Annotated in this window: 15 protein-coding genes; 8 read left to right on the forward strand and 7 right to left on the reverse strand. The window is 71.0% G+C overall.

What is annotated here, in order from left to right; translation table 11 throughout:
* Positions 1 to 56 precede the first annotated feature (56 nt).
* Positions 57 to 1,142, reverse strand: coding sequence for a substrate-binding domain-containing protein (locus ACIQCZ_RS02880; RefSeq protein WP_402279009.1), 1,086 nt, complete (start codon positions 1,140 to 1,142; stop codon positions 57 to 59).
* Between the two features lie 198 nt (positions 1,143 to 1,340).
* On the opposite strand from ACIQCZ_RS02880, the gene ACIQCZ_RS02885 reads away from it, so the two are divergent.
* Complete coding sequence (locus tag ACIQCZ_RS02885; RefSeq protein ID WP_402279011.1) at positions 1,341 to 2,870, forward strand: hypothetical protein; 1,530 nt, start codon at positions 1,341 to 1,343, stop codon at positions 2,868 to 2,870.
* Between the two features lie 171 nt (positions 2,871 to 3,041).
* Here the strand turns inward: ACIQCZ_RS02885 and ACIQCZ_RS02890 are convergent, their stop codons facing one another.
* Both ACIQCZ_RS02890 and ACIQCZ_RS02895 read right to left on the reverse strand, forming a co-directional pair.
* A complete protein-coding gene (locus tag ACIQCZ_RS02890; RefSeq protein WP_402279013.1) occupies positions 3,042 to 3,815 on the reverse strand; it encodes an SDR family NAD(P)-dependent oxidoreductase in 774 nt (257 codons plus the stop codon).
* 71 nt (positions 3,816 to 3,886) lie between these two features.
* Complete coding sequence (locus ACIQCZ_RS02895; protein ID WP_402280197.1) at positions 3,887 to 4,570, reverse strand: MOSC domain-containing protein; 684 nt, start codon at positions 4,568 to 4,570, stop codon at positions 3,887 to 3,889.
* 253 nt (positions 4,571 to 4,823) lie between these two features.
* Between ACIQCZ_RS02895 and ACIQCZ_RS02900 the strand changes: the two genes are divergently transcribed.
* Positions 4,824 to 5,714: a LysR family transcriptional regulator gene (locus tag ACIQCZ_RS02900; RefSeq protein WP_351074521.1), complete on the forward strand. Its 891-nt coding sequence runs from the start codon at positions 4,824 to 4,826 to the stop codon at positions 5,712 to 5,714.
* Positions 5,715 to 5,799: 85 nt separating this feature from the next.
* Here ACIQCZ_RS02900 and ACIQCZ_RS02905 read toward each other — a convergent pair whose 3' ends face one another.
* Complete coding sequence (locus ACIQCZ_RS02905) at positions 5,800 to 6,132, reverse strand: WhiB family transcriptional regulator (protein WP_351074519.1); 333 nt, start codon at positions 6,130 to 6,132, stop codon at positions 5,800 to 5,802.
* A gap of 413 nt (positions 6,133 to 6,545) precedes the next feature.
* On the opposite strand from ACIQCZ_RS02905, the gene ACIQCZ_RS02910 reads away from it, so the two are divergent.
* The 4 genes from ACIQCZ_RS02910 (at position 6,546) to ACIQCZ_RS02925 (ending at position 10,894) form a co-directional block, all read left to right on the forward strand.
* A complete protein-coding gene (locus ACIQCZ_RS02910; RefSeq protein WP_003948568.1) occupies positions 6,546 to 7,157 on the forward strand; it encodes a response regulator transcription factor in 612 nt (203 codons plus the stop codon).
* 297 nt (positions 7,158 to 7,454) lie between these two features.
* Positions 7,455 to 8,030: a sigma-70 family RNA polymerase sigma factor gene (locus ACIQCZ_RS02915; RefSeq protein WP_093893485.1), complete on the forward strand. Its 576-nt coding sequence runs from the start codon at positions 7,455 to 7,457 to the stop codon at positions 8,028 to 8,030.
* 128 nt (positions 8,031 to 8,158) lie between these two features.
* Positions 8,159 to 9,664 carry an IMP dehydrogenase gene (guaB, locus tag ACIQCZ_RS02920; protein WP_376279161.1) on the forward strand — a complete coding sequence of 502 codons (1,506 nt, stop codon included), beginning with the start codon at positions 8,159 to 8,161 and terminating at the stop codon, positions 9,662 to 9,664.
* Between the two features lie 105 nt (positions 9,665 to 9,769).
* Positions 9,770 to 10,894 (forward strand): GuaB3 family IMP dehydrogenase-related protein, encoded by a 1,125-nt coding sequence (locus ACIQCZ_RS02925; protein ID WP_072486665.1) that lies wholly within the window; start codon positions 9,770 to 9,772, stop codon positions 10,892 to 10,894.
* 72 nt (positions 10,895 to 10,966) lie between these two features.
* Here the strand turns inward: ACIQCZ_RS02925 and ACIQCZ_RS02930 are convergent, their stop codons facing one another.
* Positions 10,967 to 11,605 carry a hypothetical protein gene (locus ACIQCZ_RS02930; RefSeq protein WP_402279017.1) on the reverse strand — a complete coding sequence of 213 codons (639 nt, stop codon included), beginning with the start codon at positions 11,603 to 11,605 and terminating at the stop codon, positions 10,967 to 10,969.
* Positions 11,606 to 11,710: 105 nt separating this feature from the next.
* On the reverse strand, positions 11,711 to 12,973 hold the full coding sequence (locus ACIQCZ_RS02935) for a nucleotide sugar dehydrogenase (RefSeq protein WP_402279019.1): 1,263 nt from the start codon (positions 12,971 to 12,973) through the stop codon (positions 11,711 to 11,713).
* Between the two features lie 251 nt (positions 12,974 to 13,224).
* On the opposite strand from ACIQCZ_RS02935, the gene ACIQCZ_RS02940 reads away from it, so the two are divergent.
* Entirely contained in the window at positions 13,225 to 14,931 is a 1,707-nt protein-coding gene (locus tag ACIQCZ_RS02940; protein ID WP_376272270.1) for a glycerol-3-phosphate dehydrogenase/oxidase, read from the forward strand.
* Here ACIQCZ_RS02940 and ACIQCZ_RS02945 read toward each other — a convergent pair.
* Complete coding sequence (locus tag ACIQCZ_RS02945) at positions 14,882 to 16,054, reverse strand: serine hydrolase domain-containing protein (protein ID WP_402279021.1); 1,173 nt, start codon at positions 16,052 to 16,054, stop codon at positions 14,882 to 14,884. The two genes, ACIQCZ_RS02940 and ACIQCZ_RS02945, sit on opposite strands and share 50 nt — an antisense overlap.
* A 120-nt stretch (positions 16,055 to 16,174) precedes the next feature.
* On the opposite strand from ACIQCZ_RS02945, the gene ACIQCZ_RS02950 reads away from it, so the two are divergent.
* A complete protein-coding gene (locus ACIQCZ_RS02950; RefSeq protein ID WP_402279023.1) occupies positions 16,175 to 18,175 on the forward strand; it encodes a serine/threonine-protein kinase in 2,001 nt (666 codons plus the stop codon).
* The last annotated feature ends 157 nt before the right edge of the window (positions 18,176 to 18,332 follow it).

An 18,332-nucleotide genomic window follows, 5' to 3' on the forward strand; every position in this document is an offset into this window, starting at 1 on the left:
CGGCTCCGGGGCTCGTTCCGGGATCGCCGTCGCCGCCCGCGCCCGTGGGGCGCGGCCTACGGGAGGCGCGCCCCGCACGAGTCCCGGACCCGCAGCTGCGGCAGCAGCGTCAGATGGCGCCGGGGTGCGCCCGTGTCCTGTCCGAGCCGCTCGACCAGCAGTTCCGTGGCATGGCGGCCCACGTCGCGCTTGGGTGGCGCCACCGCCGTGAGCGGGGTGTCCGCGAGCGCGGCCACCTCGTCGTCGTAGGCGATCAGCGCCAGATCGTCCGGCACCCGTACACCCAGTTCGGCCAGGCGCTGCACGACCTGGATCGCGTCCACGTCGTTGTGGATCAGCGCCGCCGTCGCCACGCCCGAGCGGACCGCCTCGCGCAGTGCCTGCACGGCCTGCTCGAAGGCGTCCGGAGCGAGTTCCGCCGGTACGGACTCGATCACGTCCTGCGGTGCGTCCAGTCCGAGCAGGGCCAGGGCCTCCGCGTACCCGGACCGCACCGCGACGGCGGTCGGGGAGTCCGCGCGGGCCATCAGCAGCGGCGCCCCGTGCCCGAGGTCCACCAGGTGGCGTACGGCGAGCAGCACCCCGTGCGCGTGGTCCGAGCAGACCCGGTCCAGGCCGTCCAGCGGGGAGCCCGCGGTGGGCCTGCGCTCCAGCAGGACGGTCGGCACCGGCAGCGAGGCGATCCAGTCGCCGAATGCCGCGGGATCGCCGGGGTGCTGCCAGCCCGGGGCGACCAGCAGGCCCTCCGCCCCGGCGGAGAGCAGGCCCTCGGTGCGGGCCTGGTCCTCCTGCGGCCGGTAGTCGGAGATCCGCAGGATCAGCCGGGCCCCGGCGCGGGCGGCCGCCTCGTGGGCCCCGCGGATGACCTCGGCGAAGTAGTACGTCGACGAGGGCGCGAGCATGCCGAGGACCATGCCGCTGCCGCCGGGCCCCGCGGCGGACGCGGGGGCGGCGTCCTGCGGCCAGGAGACCGAGCCGTGGACCCGGTCGAGCAGACCCCGGCCGGCCAGCTCCTCCACGTCCCGGCGCACGGTGACGGGCGAGACGCCCAGCTGCGAGGCCAGGTCCGAGACCCGGGCGGAGCCCCGTTCCCGTACCAGTCCCAGCAGACGGTCATGTCGTTCAGCAGCACTTTCGCGCACGGCAGCAGTCCCCTCGCAGTGTGTGGCCCGGTCCCCGGTCCGGCCGTTGCCGGGGCCCTTCTCCGACCCTAGAGCAACGTGATCGAACGATGGGAGTTTCGATCATTCAAACGCAATCCATTGACGTTCGATCAATCCGAGTCCAGGATTCCGGCGATGCCGACTCGTCCCGCCCCTGACTGTTCGTACGGAGGAATTGTGAGACATCGCGTCACCGCCGCGGCGCTCGCGGCCCTGACGGCCGCCGCCGGGCTGACCGTCGCCGGTCAGAGCGCCGCACAGGCCGCGCCCGCCGGCCGCACCTTCCATGTCGACTGCGCCGCCGCGCCGGCCGGCGCCACCGGCAGCAAGCAGCACCCCTGGACCACGCTCGCCGAGGCCAACGCGCACACCTACGGCCCCGGCGACCGGCTGCTCTTCAAGCGCGGCGCCACCTGTACCGGCACCCTCGCCCCCGAGGGCACCGGCTCCGCCCGTGCCCCGTTCACCATCGCCGACTACGGGAACGGCCCGGCCCGCGCCAGGCTCGACGGAGCGGGCGCCCACGATGTCGTCCTGCTCTCCAACACGCAGTACGTGCACCTCAAGGATCTGGAGATCACCAACGCCGCCGACCCCGGCAGCGAGCGCAACGGCGTCCGCCTCCGCCTCACCGACTACGGCGTCGCCCGCGGCTTCGACATCTCCGGCCTCTACATCCACGATGTGCGCGGCGGCGACTACAAGACGGTGTCCGGCTCCAGCGCGATCCACATCGCGGTCCAGGGCACGGCGAAGGCCAGCTGGTACGACGGCCTGGACATCGGGCACAACCGCATCGAGGACGTCGACCGCGAGGGCATCTACTTCAAGTCGACCTTCTCCAAGCGCGATCTGGTCGGCCAGCAGCAGGACCCGAACGTCTACCCGGGGGAGTGGACGCCGAGCACCGATGTCCGTATCCACCACAACACACTGAAGTCCCTGGCCGGCGACGGCATGAAGCTCGACACCACCAGCGGCGCCCGCGTCGACCACAACCGGGTCGACGGCTTCCAGCTCCGCTCGCCCTCCGCCAACGCGGGCATCTGGACCTTCAACACCGACGACACGACCGTCGAGTACAACGAGGTCTCGGGCGGCGGGAACACCCACGACGGGATGTCCTTCGACGCCGACGGCGCCTCGCAGAACACGGTCTTCCAGTACAACTACAGCCACGACAACAAGGGCGGTTTCCTGCTGATCTGCCCGTACAGCGGCGCGAAGACCATCGGCACGGTCGCCCGTTACAACGTCAGCCGCGACGACGGCGCCCGCCTGATCCAGAACTGCTGGGGCCCGATCCTCGGCACGGAGATCTACAACAACACCTTCCACAACAAGGAGCAGATCCCCGGCTACCTCGTCCAGGACGACGCCGGCAGTCCGGCCACCACCCAGCACGAACTGTCCGTCCGGAACAACGTGTTCGTGAGCGAGGGCACCGGCGGCTACGCCTTCAAGAACCCGACGGCCGGGCTCTCCTTCGACCACAACGCCTTCTACGGCATCGACATGACGCGCCCCGACCCCGGCGGCATCACGGCCGACCCGAAGCTCCGCACGGACTTCCGGCTCGGCGCGGGCTCGCCCGCCCTCGCCGCCGGAGCCGTCATCGAGAACAACGGCGGCAAGGACTACTTCGGCAACGAGCTGAAGCCCGGCGCCCCCAACATCGGCGCCTACGCGGGCCGGGGAGTGCGCTAACGGCCTGGTGCACGATGGCGAGCGGGCTCCCGGCGTCATGCGACTTGGCCTCCGGCGTCGTCGTCGGGCGACGACGCTCCGCGTCGCCTCCCTTCTCCGCCTCGGATCCGAAACCGCATGACGCCGCTCGCCGATCCACTCCCTGTCGTGCACCAGGCCGTAACCGACCGCTCATCGAGGACCGTACTTGCGGCCTGTCTTGGAGGTGACCCCTCCGAGCAGGCCGCGCGGCGTCAGCTTCACGAGCCCCATCAGCGCCTTGTACCGCGGGTCCGGCACCGAGACCGACCTGCCGCGCGCCAGGTCCACCAGGGCCGCCGCCACGAGCTTGTCCGCGTCGAGCCACATCCAGCCGGGGATGTTGCCGGTCCCCATCCCGGCCCGCTGGTGGAACTCCGTCCGTACGAAACCGGGGCACAGCGCCATCAGCCGCACCCCCGAATCCGCCAAATCCTTCGCCGCGCCCTGGGTGAACTGCACGACCCACGCCTTGGACGCGCCGTACGTGCCGCGCGGCACGAACGCCGCCACCGAGGCCACGTTGACGACCCCGCCCCGCCCGCGCTCCCGCATCTGGGCCGCCGCCGCCGAGGTCAGTCGCAGCACCGCCTCGCAGTGCACCTTCAGCATCTTCAGCTCATCGGCCATGGGCACGTCCAGATAGCGCCCCTTGTTGCCGAACCCGGCGTTGTTGACCAGCAGGTCGACGGGGTGGTGACGGTCCGTCAAGCGGTCCTCGACCGCCGCGATGCCCTTGTCCTCGGACAGGTCGGCCCGGAGCACCTCGGCCTCGATGCCGTGCCGGTCGTGCAGCTCCGTCGCCTGCTCGCGCAGCCGTTCGGTGTCGCGTGCCACCAGCACCAGGTTGTGCCCGTCGGCCGCCAGCCGCCGCGCGAAGGCGGCTCCGATCCCCGCGGTCGCGCCCGTAATCAGTGCAGTCGTCATGAGCGGCACGTTAGTGCCTGTCCGACGGATCACGGCCGGACAGGCACCGACCCCCCGCGCACCCTCCGCGATCAGGCGCCCGCCGCCTCCTTCTCCATCTTCTCCACATACTTGAGCGCGGCACTCAGCGTCTCGGGATGCAGCGCGTCGCGCGCCGCGAGCAGCTCCGGGAGCAGCTCGCGCCGCGTCGTCGTGGCCTGGAACTCCAGGTCCACGGTGACGTCGTGGCCGGGCCGGTGCACGATCTCGACCGGGTCCCCGGCCCGGATCGAGCCCGGCTCGACGACCCGCAGGTACGCGCCGGGGGCGGCCGCCCGTGTGAACCGCTTGACCCAGCCCCGCTCGTCGAGATGAGCGGCGAACGTACGGCACGGGATCCGGCTCGACGCGACCTCCAGCACCAGTTCAGGGCCGATCCGCCAACGCTCGCCGATCTTCGCGCCGCTCACGTCCAGCCCGCTGGTCGTCAGGTTCTCGCCGAACGCGCCATTGGGCAGCGGCCGGCCGAGCTCCCGCTCCCAGGCGTCGAGTTCCTCACGGGCGAAGGCGTACACGGCCTGGTCGGAGCCGCCGTGATGACGCAGATCGCACACCGCGTCCCCGGCCAGTCCGCTGCCGCCGGTGCCCTTGGGGCCGGGGTCGGTGACACGTACGGGGCCGTCGACCGGCCGCTTGTCGATCCCGGTCGCGCCGCCGGGGGCGTCGGTGTAGTCGACGGACTTCGGCCGTCCCACGTTCACGGTGAGCAACTTCATCGGCTTCATACGGGAAACGCTAACGGCCTGGTGCACGATGGCGAGCGGGCTCCCGGCGTCATGCGACTTGGCCTCCGGCGTCGTCGTCGGTCGACGACGCTCCGCGTCGCCTCCCTCCTCCGCCTCGGATCCGAAGCCGCATGACGCCGCTCGCCGATCCACTCCCTGTCGTGCACCCGGCCGTGACCATGTCAGCCCCAAAGATGCACGGCAATAATTCGCATCCGACCCAAGAGCGGCTTATGGTTGAAGGGTGATCGAAGCCCGTCATCTCCGTGTCCTGCGCGCCGTGGCCGCCACCGGCTCGTTCTCCGCCGCAGCCCGTGAACTGGGCTGCACCCAGCCCGCGGTCAGCCAGCAGATGAAGGCGCTGGAGGCCTCCGCGGGGACCACTCTGCTGATCCGCACGGGACGCGAGATGCGGCTCACCCAGGCGGGCGAGGCCCTGGTCCGGCACGCCTCCGGCATCCTCGCCGGGCTCACCGCCGCCGAGGAGGAGGTCGCCGCGATCGCCGGACTGCGGGCCGGCCGGGTCCGGCTGGTGTCCTTTCCCAGCGGCAGCTCCACCCTGGTCCCCGGCGCCCTCGCGGCGCTGCGCGCGGCCCACCCCGGCACCCGGGTCTCCCTGGTCGAGGCCGAGCCGCCGCGCTCGGTCGAGATGCTGCGCGAGGGCGACTGCGACATCGCGCTGGCGTTCCGCTACGGCGTCCCCGGCGCCGAGTGGGACGACCTGGTCGTGCGCCCGCTGCTCACCGACCGGCTGATCGGCCTGGTCCCCGAGGGGCACCGGCTGTCCGGTTCGGCCGCGGTCGGCATCGCCGAACTGGCCGAGGAGTCGTGGATCGCGGGCTGCCCGCGCTGCCGCCGTCAGCTGGTGGAGGTCTGCGAGGAGTCCGGCTTCACGCCCCGGATCGATTTCGCCACCGACGACTACCCGGCGGTCGTCGGTCTCGTCGGCGCCGGACTGGGAGTGGCCGTGCTGCCGGAGCTGGCGATCGAGTCGGTGCGTCCCAAGGGGGCCCGCACGGTGACGGTGGAACCGGCCATCGAGCGCGAGATCGTCGCCCTGACCCTGCCCGACCTGGCCCAGGTGCCGGCGGTGGCGGCCACCCTGGACCGGCTGTCCCTGGCGGCCGCCCGCTGAGGGGGCCTGCCTGTGACCCGGCCCCCCTCGGTGGCCGGGTGAGATGCGGAAACGTTTTTCTAGTTACCGGGCGGGGTGGGCGGGATCAACCGTGCCCCGTCGGGGACGGAACGCCCGACGGCGCCGCCGCGATCAGACGATTGCGGGCCCGTCCCATGAGCTCCTCGCGTTCGTCCTCGGTCAGTCCGCCCCACACTCCGTAGGGCTCTCGTACCGCGAGTGCGTGGGCCGCGCACTCGGCACGTACCGGGCATCGCATACAGACCTCTTTTGCCGAGTTCTCGCGGGCGCTCCGTGCCGCCCCGCGTTCACCCTCCGGGTGGAAGAACAGCGAGCTGTCGACCCCGCGGCAGGCCGCCAACAGTTGCCAGTCCCACAGATCGGCGTTGGGTCCGGGAAGGCGGGAGAAATCTGCCATTGCTTGTCCCCTCGAAACCATGCTGCGTCGGAATCGTCGTTGTCGTCCATTGGTGACCGTGTCCATGACATTTACATCTACGGTGTAAGTAGATGTAAATATGACTGATTGCGAATCTAGCCACAGACACCAGCAAAAGGGAAGAAAACCCGCTAAATGGGGCATATCTTGATGTGGAGTTTCGGTTGACTGTTGGATGATCCGCGCCGCTCTCCTGTGTGCACGCGTCCTCACGTAGAGTGCCGAACCCGGCCGTCCGACCCGTAACTCTTTCGAGTGACCATCGTTGAGAGGGCGGAGGCGGTTGACAGAAAAAGCGATCGGGCAGATGTCCGAGAGCGTCAACCGCTCAGGTGACGACTTGTAACAGCCTGGAGGCTCAAGGTGACGCGCATCAGCTGCGGAGGACGGTCATGACATCCGTCCTCGTCTGCGACGACTCCCCGCTTGCCCGAGAAGCGCTTCGTCGCGCGGTCGCGACCGTGCCCGGCGTCGAGCGTGTGACGACGGCGGCCAACGGCGAGGAAGTTCTCCGCCGCTGGGGCGCCGACCGTTCGGATCTGATTCTGATGGACGTACGCATGCCCGGTCTGGGGGGTGTGGAGACGGTCCGGCGGCTGCTCTCCGCCGATCCCGGCGCCAGGATCATCATGCTGACCGTCGCCGAGGACCTGGACGGTGTCGCGCTCGCCGTCGCCGCCGGGGCCCGCGGATATCTGCACAAGGACGCCTCCCGCGCGGAGCTGAGGGCCACCGTCACCCAGGCGCTGGCCGATCCGACGTGGCGGCTCGCCCCACGTCGGCTGCGGTCGGCCGAGATGGGTGCGGCGCCGACGCTCACGGCGCGTGAGATCCAGGTGCTCGAAGGGATGAGCCATGGCCGCTCGAACGCCGAGATCGGCCGTGAACTCTTCCTCTCCGAGGACACGGTGAAGACGCACGCCAGGCGTCTGTTCAAGAAACTCGGTGCCTCGGACCGGGCGCACGCCGTCGCGCTCGGCTTCCGCTGGGGCCTGGTCCGCTGAGGCTCTGTCATGGCCGGCAGTCGTGCGGTTCCCCGTCCGCCCACCGGCGGACGGGGCGGGGTGGCCGACGTGCGCGGGGCAGGCTCCGCTCCGCCGGTGGTGCGCTCCGCGCCGACGGTATGTGACGCTTCCGGGCCGATGCCGCATCCTTGAGGCGTGGAGTTCCTCGGGAACGATTCGGTCGAGCGGAAGGGGAGGGCGCAGGACATGACTTCCGGCGCACCCGCTCATAACGCTTCGGTGCACAACTACGGAGGCGGCGGAGCGGAAGACGAGGCTCCGAGGCACCATGGTCCGATGCGCGACGACGAGACGACGGTGATCGGTGCACTGGTGCACCGTGCTGTCGAGGGGGACGCGCAGGCCACGCACGACCTGCTGGCCCATGTCCACCCCCTCGCGCTGCGCTACTGCAGGTCCCGGCTGAACCGGCTGCCCGGTGATGCTCGCCACTTCGTGGAGGACCTGGCGCAGGAGGTCTGTGTCGCGGTGCTGATGGCGCTGCCGCGCTACAAGGACACCGGCAGGCCCTTCGAAGCCTTCGTCTTCGCCATCGCGGGCCACAAGGTCGCCGATCTCCAGCGGGCCGCCATGCGCCACCCGGGATCGACGGCCGTGCCCTCCGACGAGATGCCCGAGCGCCCCGACGATTCGCTCGGGCCCGAGGAGCGCGCCCTGCTCAGCAGCGATGCCGCCTGGGCCAAGAAGCTTCTCGCCAACCTCCCGGACAACCAGCGTGAGCTGCTCGTTCTGCGGGTCGCGGTCGGCCTGACCGCCGAGGAGACCGGACAGATGCTCGGGATGTCGCCGGGCGCGGTCCGGGTCGCCCAGCACCGGGCGCTGAGCAGGCTGCGGGCCCTCGCGGAGCAGTGAGCCGGCTCACCGCCGCCGTCCGTACGAAGCTACAGAACCTCTAGGTGATCTTGCTCGTGGAATGAGACACCCCCGAAGGCCGTTAGCATGGACATCCGCACCGATCAAGGCCATTTGGGGAAGGTGTCATGACTGCAAACGTCGACGGAGTGCCCGAGAAATTCGCGACGCTCGGGCTGACATACGACGACGTGCTGCTGCTGCCCGGCGCGTCCGACATGGCGCCCGACCAGATCGACACCTCCTCGTACATCTCCAAGAACGTGCGGGTGAACATCCCGCTCCTCTCCGCCGCGATGGACAAGGTCACCGAGGCCCGCATGGCGATCGCCATGGCCCGGCAGGGTGGCGCCGGTGTGCTGCACCGCAATCTCTCCATCGCCGACCAGGCCAACCAGGTCGACCTGGTCAAGCGCTCCGAGTCCGGCATGGTGACCGACCCGATCACGGTGCACCCGGACGCGACGCTGCGCGACGCCGACGAGCTGTGCGCCAAGTTCCGCATCAGCGGCGTCCCGGTCACCGACGCCGCGGGCAAGCTGCTCGGCATCGTCACCAACCGTGACATGGCCTTCGAGTCGGACCGTACGCGCCAGGTGCGCGAGGTCATGACGCCGATGCCGCTGGTCACCGGCAAGGTCGGCATCTCCGGCGTGGACGCCATGGAACTGCTGCGCCGCCACAAGATCGAGAAGCTTCCGCTGGTCGACGAGGCGGGGGTCCTCAAGGGCCTCATCACCGTCAAGGACTTCGTCAAGGCCGAGAAGTACCCGAACGCCGCGAAGGACAAGGAAGGCCGGCTGCTGGTCGGCGCGGCCGTCGGTGTCGCGGGCGACGCCTTCGAGCGGGCCCAGGCACTGATCGAGGCGGGCGTCGACTTCATCGTCGTCGACACCGCCCACGGTCACTCCCGGCTGGTCGGCGACATGGTCGCCAAGATCAAGTCGAACGCCTCCGGCGTCGACGTCATCGGCGGCAACATCGCCACCCGTGACGGCGCCCAGTCGCTGATCGACGCCGGTGCCGACGGCATCAAGGTCGGCGTCGGTCCCGGCTCCATCTGCACCACCCGTGTCGTCGCCGGCATCGGTGTCCCGCAGGTCACCGCCATCTACGAGGCCTCGCTCGCCGCCAAGGCGGCCGGTGTCCCGGTCATCGGCGACGGCGGTCTGCAGTACTCCGGCGACATCGCCAAGGCCCTGGTGGCCGGCGCGGACACCGTGATGCTCGGCTCGCTGCTGGCGGGCTGCGAGGAGTCCCCGGGCGAGCTGCTCTTCATCAACGGCAAGCAGTTCAAGTCGTACCGCGGCATGGGTTCGCTCGCCGCGATGCAGACCCGTGGCGACCGCAAGTCGTTCTCGAAGGACCGTTACTTCCAGGAGGGCGTCGCCTCCGACGAGAAGCTGGTCCCCGAGGGCATCGAGGGCCAGGTCCCCTACCGCGGCCCGCTCTCGGCGGTCGTGCACCAGCTCACCGGCGGCCTGCGCCAGTCGATGTTCTACGTCGGCGGGCGCACCGTCCCGGAGCTCCAGGCCAACGGCCGGTTCGTCCGGATCACCTCGGCGGGGCTCAAGGAGAGCCACCCGCACGACATCCAGATGACGGTCGAGGCGCCGAACTACAGCAGGAAGTAACACGTCAGCGCAGCTGAGGGGCGGCCCGGGGTTCCCGGGACCGCCCCTCAGCCGTGTGTCGGGGATACTGGACAGCGCAGACATAGAGGGAAAGGCCACACCATCGTGACTGAGATCGAGATCGGGCGCGGCAAGCGCGGCCGCCGGGCGTACGCATTCGACGACATCGCCGTCGTTCCGAGCCGCCGTACCCGCGACCCGAAGGAGGTCTCGATCGCCTGGCAGATCGACGCCTACCGTTTCGAGCTGCCGTTCCTGGCGGCTCCCATGGACTCCGTGGTCTCCCCGCAGACCGCGATCCGCATCGGTGAGCTGGGCGGCCTCGGTGTCCTCAACCTCGAGGGCCTGTGGACCCGGCACGCCGACCCGCAGCCGCTGCTCGACGAGATCGCCGAGATGCCCGTCGAGTCGGCGACCCGCCGTCTCCAGGAGATCTACTCCGCCCCCATCCAGGAGGAGCTGATCGGCCAGCGCATCAAGGAGGTGCGCGATTCCGGCGTCGTCACCGCCGCCGCGCTCTCCCCGCAGCGCACCGCGCAGTTCTCCAAGGCCGTCGTCGACGCGGGCGTGGACATCTTCGTCATCCGCGGTACGACGGTCTCCGCCGAGCACGTCTCCGGTGCGGCCGAGCCGCTCAACCTCAAGCAGTTCATCTACGAGCTGGACGTCCCGGTGATCGTCGGCGGCTGCGCCACGTACACCGCCGCCCTGCACCTGATGCGGACCGGTGCGGCCGGTGTCCTCGTCGGCTTCGGCGGCGGCGCCGCGCACACCACGCGCAACGTCTTCGGGATCCAGGTCCCGATGGCGACCGCGGTCGCCGATGTGGCCGGAGCCCGCCGCGACTACATGGACGAGTCCGGCGGCCGGTACGTGCACGTGATCGCGGACGGCGGCGTCGGCTGGTCCGGCGACCTGCCCAAGGCCATCGCCTGCGGCGCGGACGCCGTGATGATGGGCTCCCCGCTGGCCCGCGCGACGGACGCGCCGGGCCGCGGCCGGCACTGGGGCATGGAGGCCGTCCACGAGGACGTGCCGCGCGGCAAGCTGGTGGACCTGGGCTCCGTCGGCACGACCGAGGAGGTCCTCACCGGTCCCTCGCACACCCCCGACGGCTCGATGAACATCTTCGGTGCGCTGCGCCGGGCGATGGCGACGACGGGGTACAGCGACCTCAAGGAGTTCCAGCGGGTCGAGGTGACCGTGGCGGACTCGCAGCACCGCCGCTGAGTACGCCCGGCAGTACGCAGGAGGCCCGGACCGCAGACGCGGTCCGGGCCTCCTGCCGTGTCCGGGCAGGCGTTACGCGGCCTTCTTGGCGCCACCGAACGCGGCTACGGCACCGAGCAGCAGGAAGAGGTAGGACTTGAAGTCCGCCGCCTCGCTCCACGCCTTCGTCAGGACGTCGAAGTGGTCGAAGAAGAGGCTGGAGGCGGACTGGTGGGCCAGGTCGGAGAAGATGATCGAGATGCCCACGAGCTGGCCGAGGTAGACGGCGCCCACCGACAGAACGGCGCTGACCACGGGCAGCACCGGGTTCTGTCCGCCGACCTTGCTCGCCGCGAAGCCGACGAGGAACCCGACGCCGATGGCGATGTAGCCGACCTCGCGCTCGATCGCGCCCGCGATGACGCCGTACAGGAAGGCCGCCACGAGCGCCGTGACCACCGCCGTCAGCAGGCCGAGCCCCAGGTTGTCGCGGGCCGGGGCCGACGGGGGGAACGGCGCTGCGCCGAACGCGGCGCCGGGCTGACCGGGCTGGCCGTACGGGCCGGGCTGCTGACCCGCGAACGGGTTGCCGGTGGGGGCGCCGGGCTGCTGGCCGGCGTACGGGTTGCCGGTGGGGGCACCGGGCTGCTGGCCCGCGAACGGGTTGCCGCCGCCGGGCTGGGCGTTGTACGGCTGCTGCGGCTGGTTCGGCGGCGGCACGGGCTGGCTCATGGTGGTATCCCCCTGGGACGGACGCGCACGACTGTGCGAGAAGTGACGCCGCAGGCTAGCAGCCGCCTGTGACATCGCCCACCGAAATCCCCGGGAACGCCGTCCCTACAGCCGGTGTGCGGCCCCTGCCGGGGTCGCTCCCCGGGTGTCCAGGAGGAGCTGGGCCTTCACCGCGAGGCCCTGGAGATCGTACGTACGGTGGTGCTGGAGCAGCACCGTGAGATCGGCGCTCGATGCCGCCTCGTACAGCGAGTCGGCGCGCGGAACCGGAAGTTCACGTACCCGCCAGTCCAGGACGTGCGGGTCGTGGTAACCGATCTGGGCGCCCATGTCCATCAGCCGGGTCGCGACCTCCCGGGCGGGGGAGGCCTCCTGGTCCGCGAGGTCGGGCTTGTAGGTGACACCGAGGAGCAGCACCCGGGCACCGCGTACGGACTTGCCGTGTTCGTTCAGGAGGGTCGCGCAGCGCTGGATCACGTACTGCGGCATCCGGTCGTTGATCTCCTGGGCGAGCGAGACCATCCGCAGGGGGTGTCCGGGGGTGCGGCTGTGGTACGGGAGGTAGCCCGGGTCGACGGGGACGCCGTGACCGCCGACGCCGGGGCCCGGACGGAACGGCTGGAAGCCGAAGGGCTTGGTCTCGGCGCACCTGATGACGTCCCACAGGTCGACGCCGAGGTCGTGGCAGAGCACCGCCATCTCGTTGACCAGAGCGATGTTGACGTGCCGGAAGTTGGTTTCCAGGACCTTCGTCATCTCGGCCTCGCGCGGGCCGCGGGCCCGGACGACCTTGTCGGTGAGGCGGCCGTAGAAGGCGGCGGCGGACTCGGTGCAGGCAGGGGTGAGGCCGCCGATGACCTTGGGGGTGTTGGCGTAGACGTGGGTCCTGTTGCCGGGGTCGAGGCGGCTGGGGGAGTAGGCGAGGTGGAAGTCGCGGCCGGCACGCAGCCCCGAGCCCTCTTCGAGCAGGGGCAGCACGTAGCTCTCGGTGGTGCCGGGCTGGACGGCCGATTCCAGCAGGACGGTGGTGTGCGGGCGCAGCCGGGCGGCGAGCGCGCGGGTCGCCTCGCCGACGGCGGTGAGGTCGAGGGTGCGGTCGGCGCCGAGCGGGGTGGGCGCGCAGATCACCGCGGTACGGACCCGGCCCAGTTCGGCCGGGTCGGTGGTGGGCCGGAAGCCCCCCGAGAGCATCCGGCGGACGTCCGAGGCGGTGAGCGATCCCTCGACGGGGGTGTGGCCCGCGGAGAGCTCCGCGTAGGCGCGCGGATCGGTGTCGTAGCCGACGGTCTGGACACCGGCGGCGACAGCGGCTTGGGCGAGGGGCAGGCCGAGGTGGCCGAGTCCGATGACAGCGAGGTCTGCGGGCATGTGGATGGGCCGTCCTTCCCTTGGACCGAGAGAGCGGAAAGCGCAACCGCTGGGGACAGCGCAATGTCAGACTAGGCGTAAATATGACCTATATGTCGCATTGTCGGGCTCCTGTCGTCCTGGTGTTGTCCACAGGCAGTGGCCGAAGTCGTGGACGCCGGACAGAATCGAGGGGTGGGCGCGGGGCGTCCGACCGCTCGGTCGGGTCGCGTCCCGTGCCGGACCACCCCGATCTACCCCGGGAGGCAGCGGTGAGGACAGCGACACTGGGACCCGCGGAGCGCGCCGAGGCGCTCGCCGCGATGGCCGAGCGCGAACTGGACGTGCTGGTCGTGGGGGCGGGCGTGGTCGGCGCCGGTACGGCGCTGGACGCGGCGACGAGAGGGCTCTCGACCGGTCTGGTCGAGGCGCGCGACTGGGCCTCGGGCACATCGAGCAGATCGAGCAAGCTGATCCACGGCGGGCTGCGGTATCTGGAGATGCTCGACTTCGCGCTCGTCCGGGAGGCCCTGAAGGAGCGCGGGCTGCTGCTGGAGCGGCTGGCCCCGCACCTGGTGAAGCCCGTGCCGTTCCTCTATCCGCTGCAGCACAAGGGCTGGGAGCGGCTCTACGCCGGCTCCGGTGTGGCGCTCTACGACGCGATGTCGGTGTCGTCGGGGCACGGCCGCGGCCTGCCCGTCCACCGGCATCTCTCCCGCCGCCGCGCCCTGCGGGTCGCCCCGGCGCTTCGGAAGGACGCCCTGGTCGGGGCCTTGCAGTACTACGACGCGCAGATGGACGACGCCCGCTACGTGGCGACCCTGGTGCGCACCGCCGCCGGATACGGCGCGCATGTGGCGAACCGGGCGCGGGTCATCGGCTTCCTCCGGGAGGGCGAGCGGGTCGTCGGTGCCCGGGTGGAGGACGTCGAGGCGGGCGGGGAGTACGAGGTCAGGGCCAAACAGGTGGTCAACGCGACCGGGGTCTGGACGGATGACACCCAGGCGCTGATCGGGGAGCGCGGACTGTTCCACGTCCGGGCGTCCAAGGGCATCCACCTCGTCGTCCCGAAGGATCGCATCCACTCGTCGACCGGCCTGATCCTGCGCACCGAGAAGTCCGTCCTCTTCGTCATCCCGTGGGGACGGCACTGGATCGTCGGGACGACGGACACCGACTGGGACCTGGACAAGGCGCATCCGGCGGCGTCCAGTGCCGATATCGACTATCTGCTCGAACACGTCAACTCGGTCCTGGCCACGCCGTTGACCAGGGACGACGTCCAGGGCGTCTACGCCGGCCTGCGGCCGCTGCTGGCCGGCGAGTCGGACGCGACCAGCAAGCTCTCGCGCGAGCACACGGTGGCGCATCCGCTGCCGGGCCTCGTGGTCGTGGCGGGCGGGAAGTACACGACCTACCGGGTGATGGCGAAGGACGCCGTGGACGAGGCGGTGCACGGTCTCGACCAGCGCGTGGCGGAGTGCGTCACCGAGGACATTCCGCTGCTGGGGGCGGAAGGGTACCGGGCGCTGTGGAACGCCCGCGCGAGGATCGCGGCCCGGACGGGGCTCCATGTCGCCCGGGTGGAGCATCTGCTCAACCGCTACGGCTCCATGACCGAGGAGCTCCTCGATCTGATCGTCGGCGATCCGACGCTGGGCGAGCCGCTGCCGTCGGCGGACGACTATCTGAAGGCCGAGATCGTCTACGCCGCCTCGCACGAGGGGGCCCGCCACCTCGACGACGTGCTGACCCGCCGGACCCGGATCTCCATCGAGACCTTCGACCGGGGCACGCTCAGTGCCCGGCTCTGCGCGAAGCTGATGGCGCCGGTGCTGGGCTGGGACGACGGACAGATGGACCGGGAGGTCGAGCACTACGAGAAGCGGGTGCAGGCGGAGCGGGAGTCGCAGCGCCAGCCGGACGACCTCACGGCGGACGCGGCGCGGCTCGGGGCTCCGGACATCGTGCCGCTGTAGGACCCGCGCGTCCGGGCCCTGCCGGACTCGTGGGGGCCGGGGCTCGGGCGCGGGGAGTACGACCGCAGAACTCCGCTTCGAGCAGTGCCGGTTCAAGTGTCCTCGCGTCGTTCAGGGTGTCCGTGTCGACGCGGAACGTGAGGGTGTGGCGGCCGTCGCGCGTGGCGGCGGCACGGACGTAACTGCCCGCTATGCGGCCGTTGTGACCCCAGACGGTGGTGCCGCAGGAGAGCTTCTGCGGATAGATGCCCAGACCGTAGACGCCGTGCGTGGCACCGGTGTTCAGCAGCGTCGCCAGCTGGGCGGGTGCGAGGAGGCGTCCGCCCAGCAGGGCCGCGTAGAAGCGGTTCAGGTCGGTGAGCGTGGAGACCAGCTCCCCGGCCGCGCCCGCCGTGCGCGGGTCGAGGGCGGTGACGTCGTGGAGGCTGCCGTCGGCCGGGTCCCGGGTGAAGCCGCGGCCGTGCGGGGCGGGCAGCGCGGTGCGGGCGCCGGGGAGGGAAGTGCCGGTGAGGCGGAGGGGGGTGATGATGCGGCGGCGGATCTCGGTGGCGTAGTCGTGTCCGGTGACGCGCCGTACGACGAGTCCGAGCACGACGTAATTGGTGTTGGAGTAGGCGTAGCGGCCCGGCGCGTTCGTCGGGCGGTGGGTGAGGGCGAGACGGACCGTCGCGGCGGCGGAGACGGGGTGGGCGGAGGCGTCGGCGGTGTAGTCGTAGAGGCCGCTGGTGTGGCCGAGCAGGGCGCGCAGGCTGATCCGGCGGCCGTCGTTGCCGTTGCCGTGGATCAACCCCGGCAGCAGACGTTCGACGGGATCCGACAGCCGAAGTCGTCCCTCCCGGACGAGTTGGAGCACGACGGTGGCGACGAAGGTCTTGGTGATGCTGCCGGCCCGGAACCGGTCCGCCCTGTGGATACCGGGGCCCGTCGAGCGGTAGGTGCCGTACGGTGCGGTGGAGGCGCGGTCGGCCAGCAGCGCCGCCGTGGGGGCGCCGCCCACGGCGACGAGCCGGGGAAGGTAGGAGGCCGCGGGCGTGAGATGTGGTTCGCTGGGCAGGGTCGCTGTTCCGAGGCCGAACAGCGCCAGCAGCAACGGGGCGGCAAGCAGCGCCCTGAGTGTCGGCATGGCAGGGAATCCCTTTCTCCGGCCACATCATGACGGGCCCGCGGACCCGGCACCATGACCGGTCCCGGGGTGAGGGACAATGAACGCTCTGCCAGGGCGGGTTGATCGCAGAGGGGACGCATGTCGGAGGCGGAGCAGGCACGGGAGCCCCAACGGGACAAGGACGGACGTCTCCTTGCGGGGCGTTACCGGCTCGGGGAGGTGCTCGGCCGGGGCGGTATGGGCACGGTCTGGCGTGCCGTCGACGAGACGCTGGGCCGCACGGTCGCGGTCAAGGAGCTGCGGTTCCCCTCGGCCATCGACGAGGACGAGAAGCGCCGTCTCATCACGCGCACGCTGCGCGAGGCGAAGGCGATCGCCCGGATCCGCAACAACGGCGCCGTGACGGTCTTCGACGTGGTCGACGAGGACGACCGGCCGTGGATCGTGATGGAACTCATCGAGGGCAAGTCCCTCGCCGAGGCCATCCGCGAGGACGGGGTGCTGACACCCAGGCGCGCCGCCGAGGTCGGCCTCGCCATCCTCGACGTGCTGCGCTCGGCGCACCGCGAGGGCATCCTGCACCGCGACGTGAAACCGTCCAACGTACTGATCGCCGAGGACGGCCGGGTCGTGCTGACCGACTTCGGCATCGCCCAGGTCGAGGGCGACCCGTCGGTCACCTCGACGGGCATGCTCGTCGGCGCGCCGTCGTACATCTCGCCGGAGCGCGCCCGGGGGCACAAGCCGGGACCGCCCGCCGACCTGTGGTCGCTCGGCGGACTGCTCTACGCCAGCGTCGAAGGCTCCCCGCCCTATGACAAGGGGTCGGCCATCGCCACCCTGACCGCCGTGATGACCGAACCGCTCGATCCGCCGAAGAACGCCGGTCCGCTGGAGGAGGTCATCTACGGCCTGCTCGCCAAGGACCCCGATCAGCGGCTCGACGAGGCGGGCGCGCGTGCCCTGCTCGACGGTGTGATCCACGCTCCCGCGAAGCCGGACCCGGTGGTGCCCGCGCCCGCCGACGCCACCCAGATCATGACGCTGCCCGGACAGGCCTCCGGGTCCGCCGCCAAGACGGCCCCGAACTCCGGCGAGCAGGGCGAGGGCGCACGGGACCGGCTGCGCGGCGCGCTGCGCTCCGTGCGCAGCGCGAAGGCGGCGCCGGCCGGCGCCGCGGCCCCGGCCGCCGCGCCGACCCCGCCCTCGACGCCTCCGTCGGCCGCTCCCTCGACGGGCTCTTCGAAGCCTGCCCGGCCCTCGACCCCGGCGAGGCCGGCCGCGGCCTCCGCCGCCGTACCGCCGCCGCGCCGCACCGCGTCGCCCGCCACCCCGCCCCGCGCGTCCCTCACGGACGTCGTGCCGCGCCGCACCCTGGCGATCATCGCGGCCGTGATCGTGCTCGCCGTGATCGGCACGGTCCTCGCGCTCACGCTCGGCGGAGGCGACAAGGACAACCAGGGCGGCGCCGGTGGCAAGGACGACAAGTCCACCTCGGCCGGGGCCTCGCCGAAGGGCAGCGCCACGGAAACGGACAGCGGCAGCGGCAAGGCCCAGGACCAGGGCGGCGATCAGAGCCAGGGCAAGGACCAGGACCAGGGCAAGGGCAAGGGCAAGGGCGACGATTCGGGCAAGGGGTCGGACGGCTCCAAGGACGACCCGGGCGCCAAGGGCGACGCGCTGCCCGCCGGATACGGAACCGTCACGAACAAGCAGTTCCACTTCACCATCGCGATGCCCGAGGACTTCCGGCTCGACCACACGTCGGGGCAGAACTCCGGCGGTATCTTCAACGCCGACGGGGGCTTCCCTCGCGTCCAGGTCGACTACACCGATTCGCCCGGCGACGACGCCGCCGCGGCCTGGAACGCCGCGAAGGGCGGTGTCGCGGCCAGCAGCAACGGCTACCGCCACCTCGGCGTGAAGAAGGTCCAGTACAACGGCTACCCGACCGTCGCCGACTGGCAGTTCGAGCGCACCCAGCAGGGTCAGCGGGTCCGGGTGCTGAACAGGGGCTTCAAGGTCGACGGCTCCCACGGCTACGCGATCATGATCAGCTGCAGGTCGAGCGAGTGGGACGGCAAGGAGTGCCGGACGCTGCGCAGGACCGCGTTCGACACGTTCGAGCCCACCGACTGATCGGTGGTGAAAAGGCCGGGATGCACCGACCCCGGCGCGCGTCCGGCACTTGCCACGTATCGTGAGACCTGAAGACCGTACGCAGCCGGAACGGCGGGTCAATTGCACGGTGAGTGAGCGCAATTGACGGATTCGTGCGGGTTCCGTGACCGGGGGA

Source organism: Streptomyces sp. NPDC093149 (assembly GCF_044754145.1).
Classification (GTDB): domain Bacteria; phylum Actinomycetota; class Actinomycetes; order Streptomycetales; family Streptomycetaceae; genus Streptomyces.

Excerpts from the sequence above, each read along its gene's own strand:
- ACIQCZ_RS02890 (WP_402279013.1), bottom strand. The coding sequence starts at position 3,815 with ATGACGACTGCACTGATTACGGGCGCGACCGCGGGGATCGGAGCCGCC.
- ACIQCZ_RS02895 (WP_402280197.1), bottom strand. The coding sequence starts at position 4,570 with ATGAAGTTGCTCACCGTGAACGTGGGACGGCCGAAGTCCGTCGACTAC.
- ACIQCZ_RS02905 (WP_351074519.1), bottom strand. The coding sequence starts at position 6,132 with ATGGCAGATTTCTCCCGCCTTCCCGGACCCAACGCCGATCTGTGGGAC.
- ACIQCZ_RS02910 (WP_003948568.1), top strand. The coding sequence starts at position 6,546 with ATGACATCCGTCCTCGTCTGCGACGACTCCCCGCTTGCCCGAGAAGCG.
- ACIQCZ_RS02915 (WP_093893485.1), top strand. The coding sequence starts at position 7,455 with ATGCGCGACGACGAGACGACGGTGATCGGTGCACTGGTGCACCGTGCT.
- guaB (WP_376279161.1), top strand. The coding sequence starts at position 8,159 with ATGACTGCAAACGTCGACGGAGTGCCCGAGAAATTCGCGACGCTCGGG.
- ACIQCZ_RS02930 (WP_402279017.1), bottom strand. The coding sequence starts at position 11,605 with ATGAGCCAGCCCGTGCCGCCGCCGAACCAGCCGCAGCAGCCGTACAAC.
- ACIQCZ_RS02935 (WP_402279019.1), bottom strand. The coding sequence starts at position 12,973 with ATGCCCGCAGACCTCGCTGTCATCGGACTCGGCCACCTCGGCCTGCCC.
- ACIQCZ_RS02945 (WP_402279021.1), bottom strand. The coding sequence starts at position 16,054 with ATGCCGACACTCAGGGCGCTGCTTGCCGCCCCGTTGCTGCTGGCGCTG.
- ACIQCZ_RS02950 (WP_402279023.1), top strand. The coding sequence starts at position 16,175 with ATGTCGGAGGCGGAGCAGGCACGGGAGCCCCAACGGGACAAGGACGGA.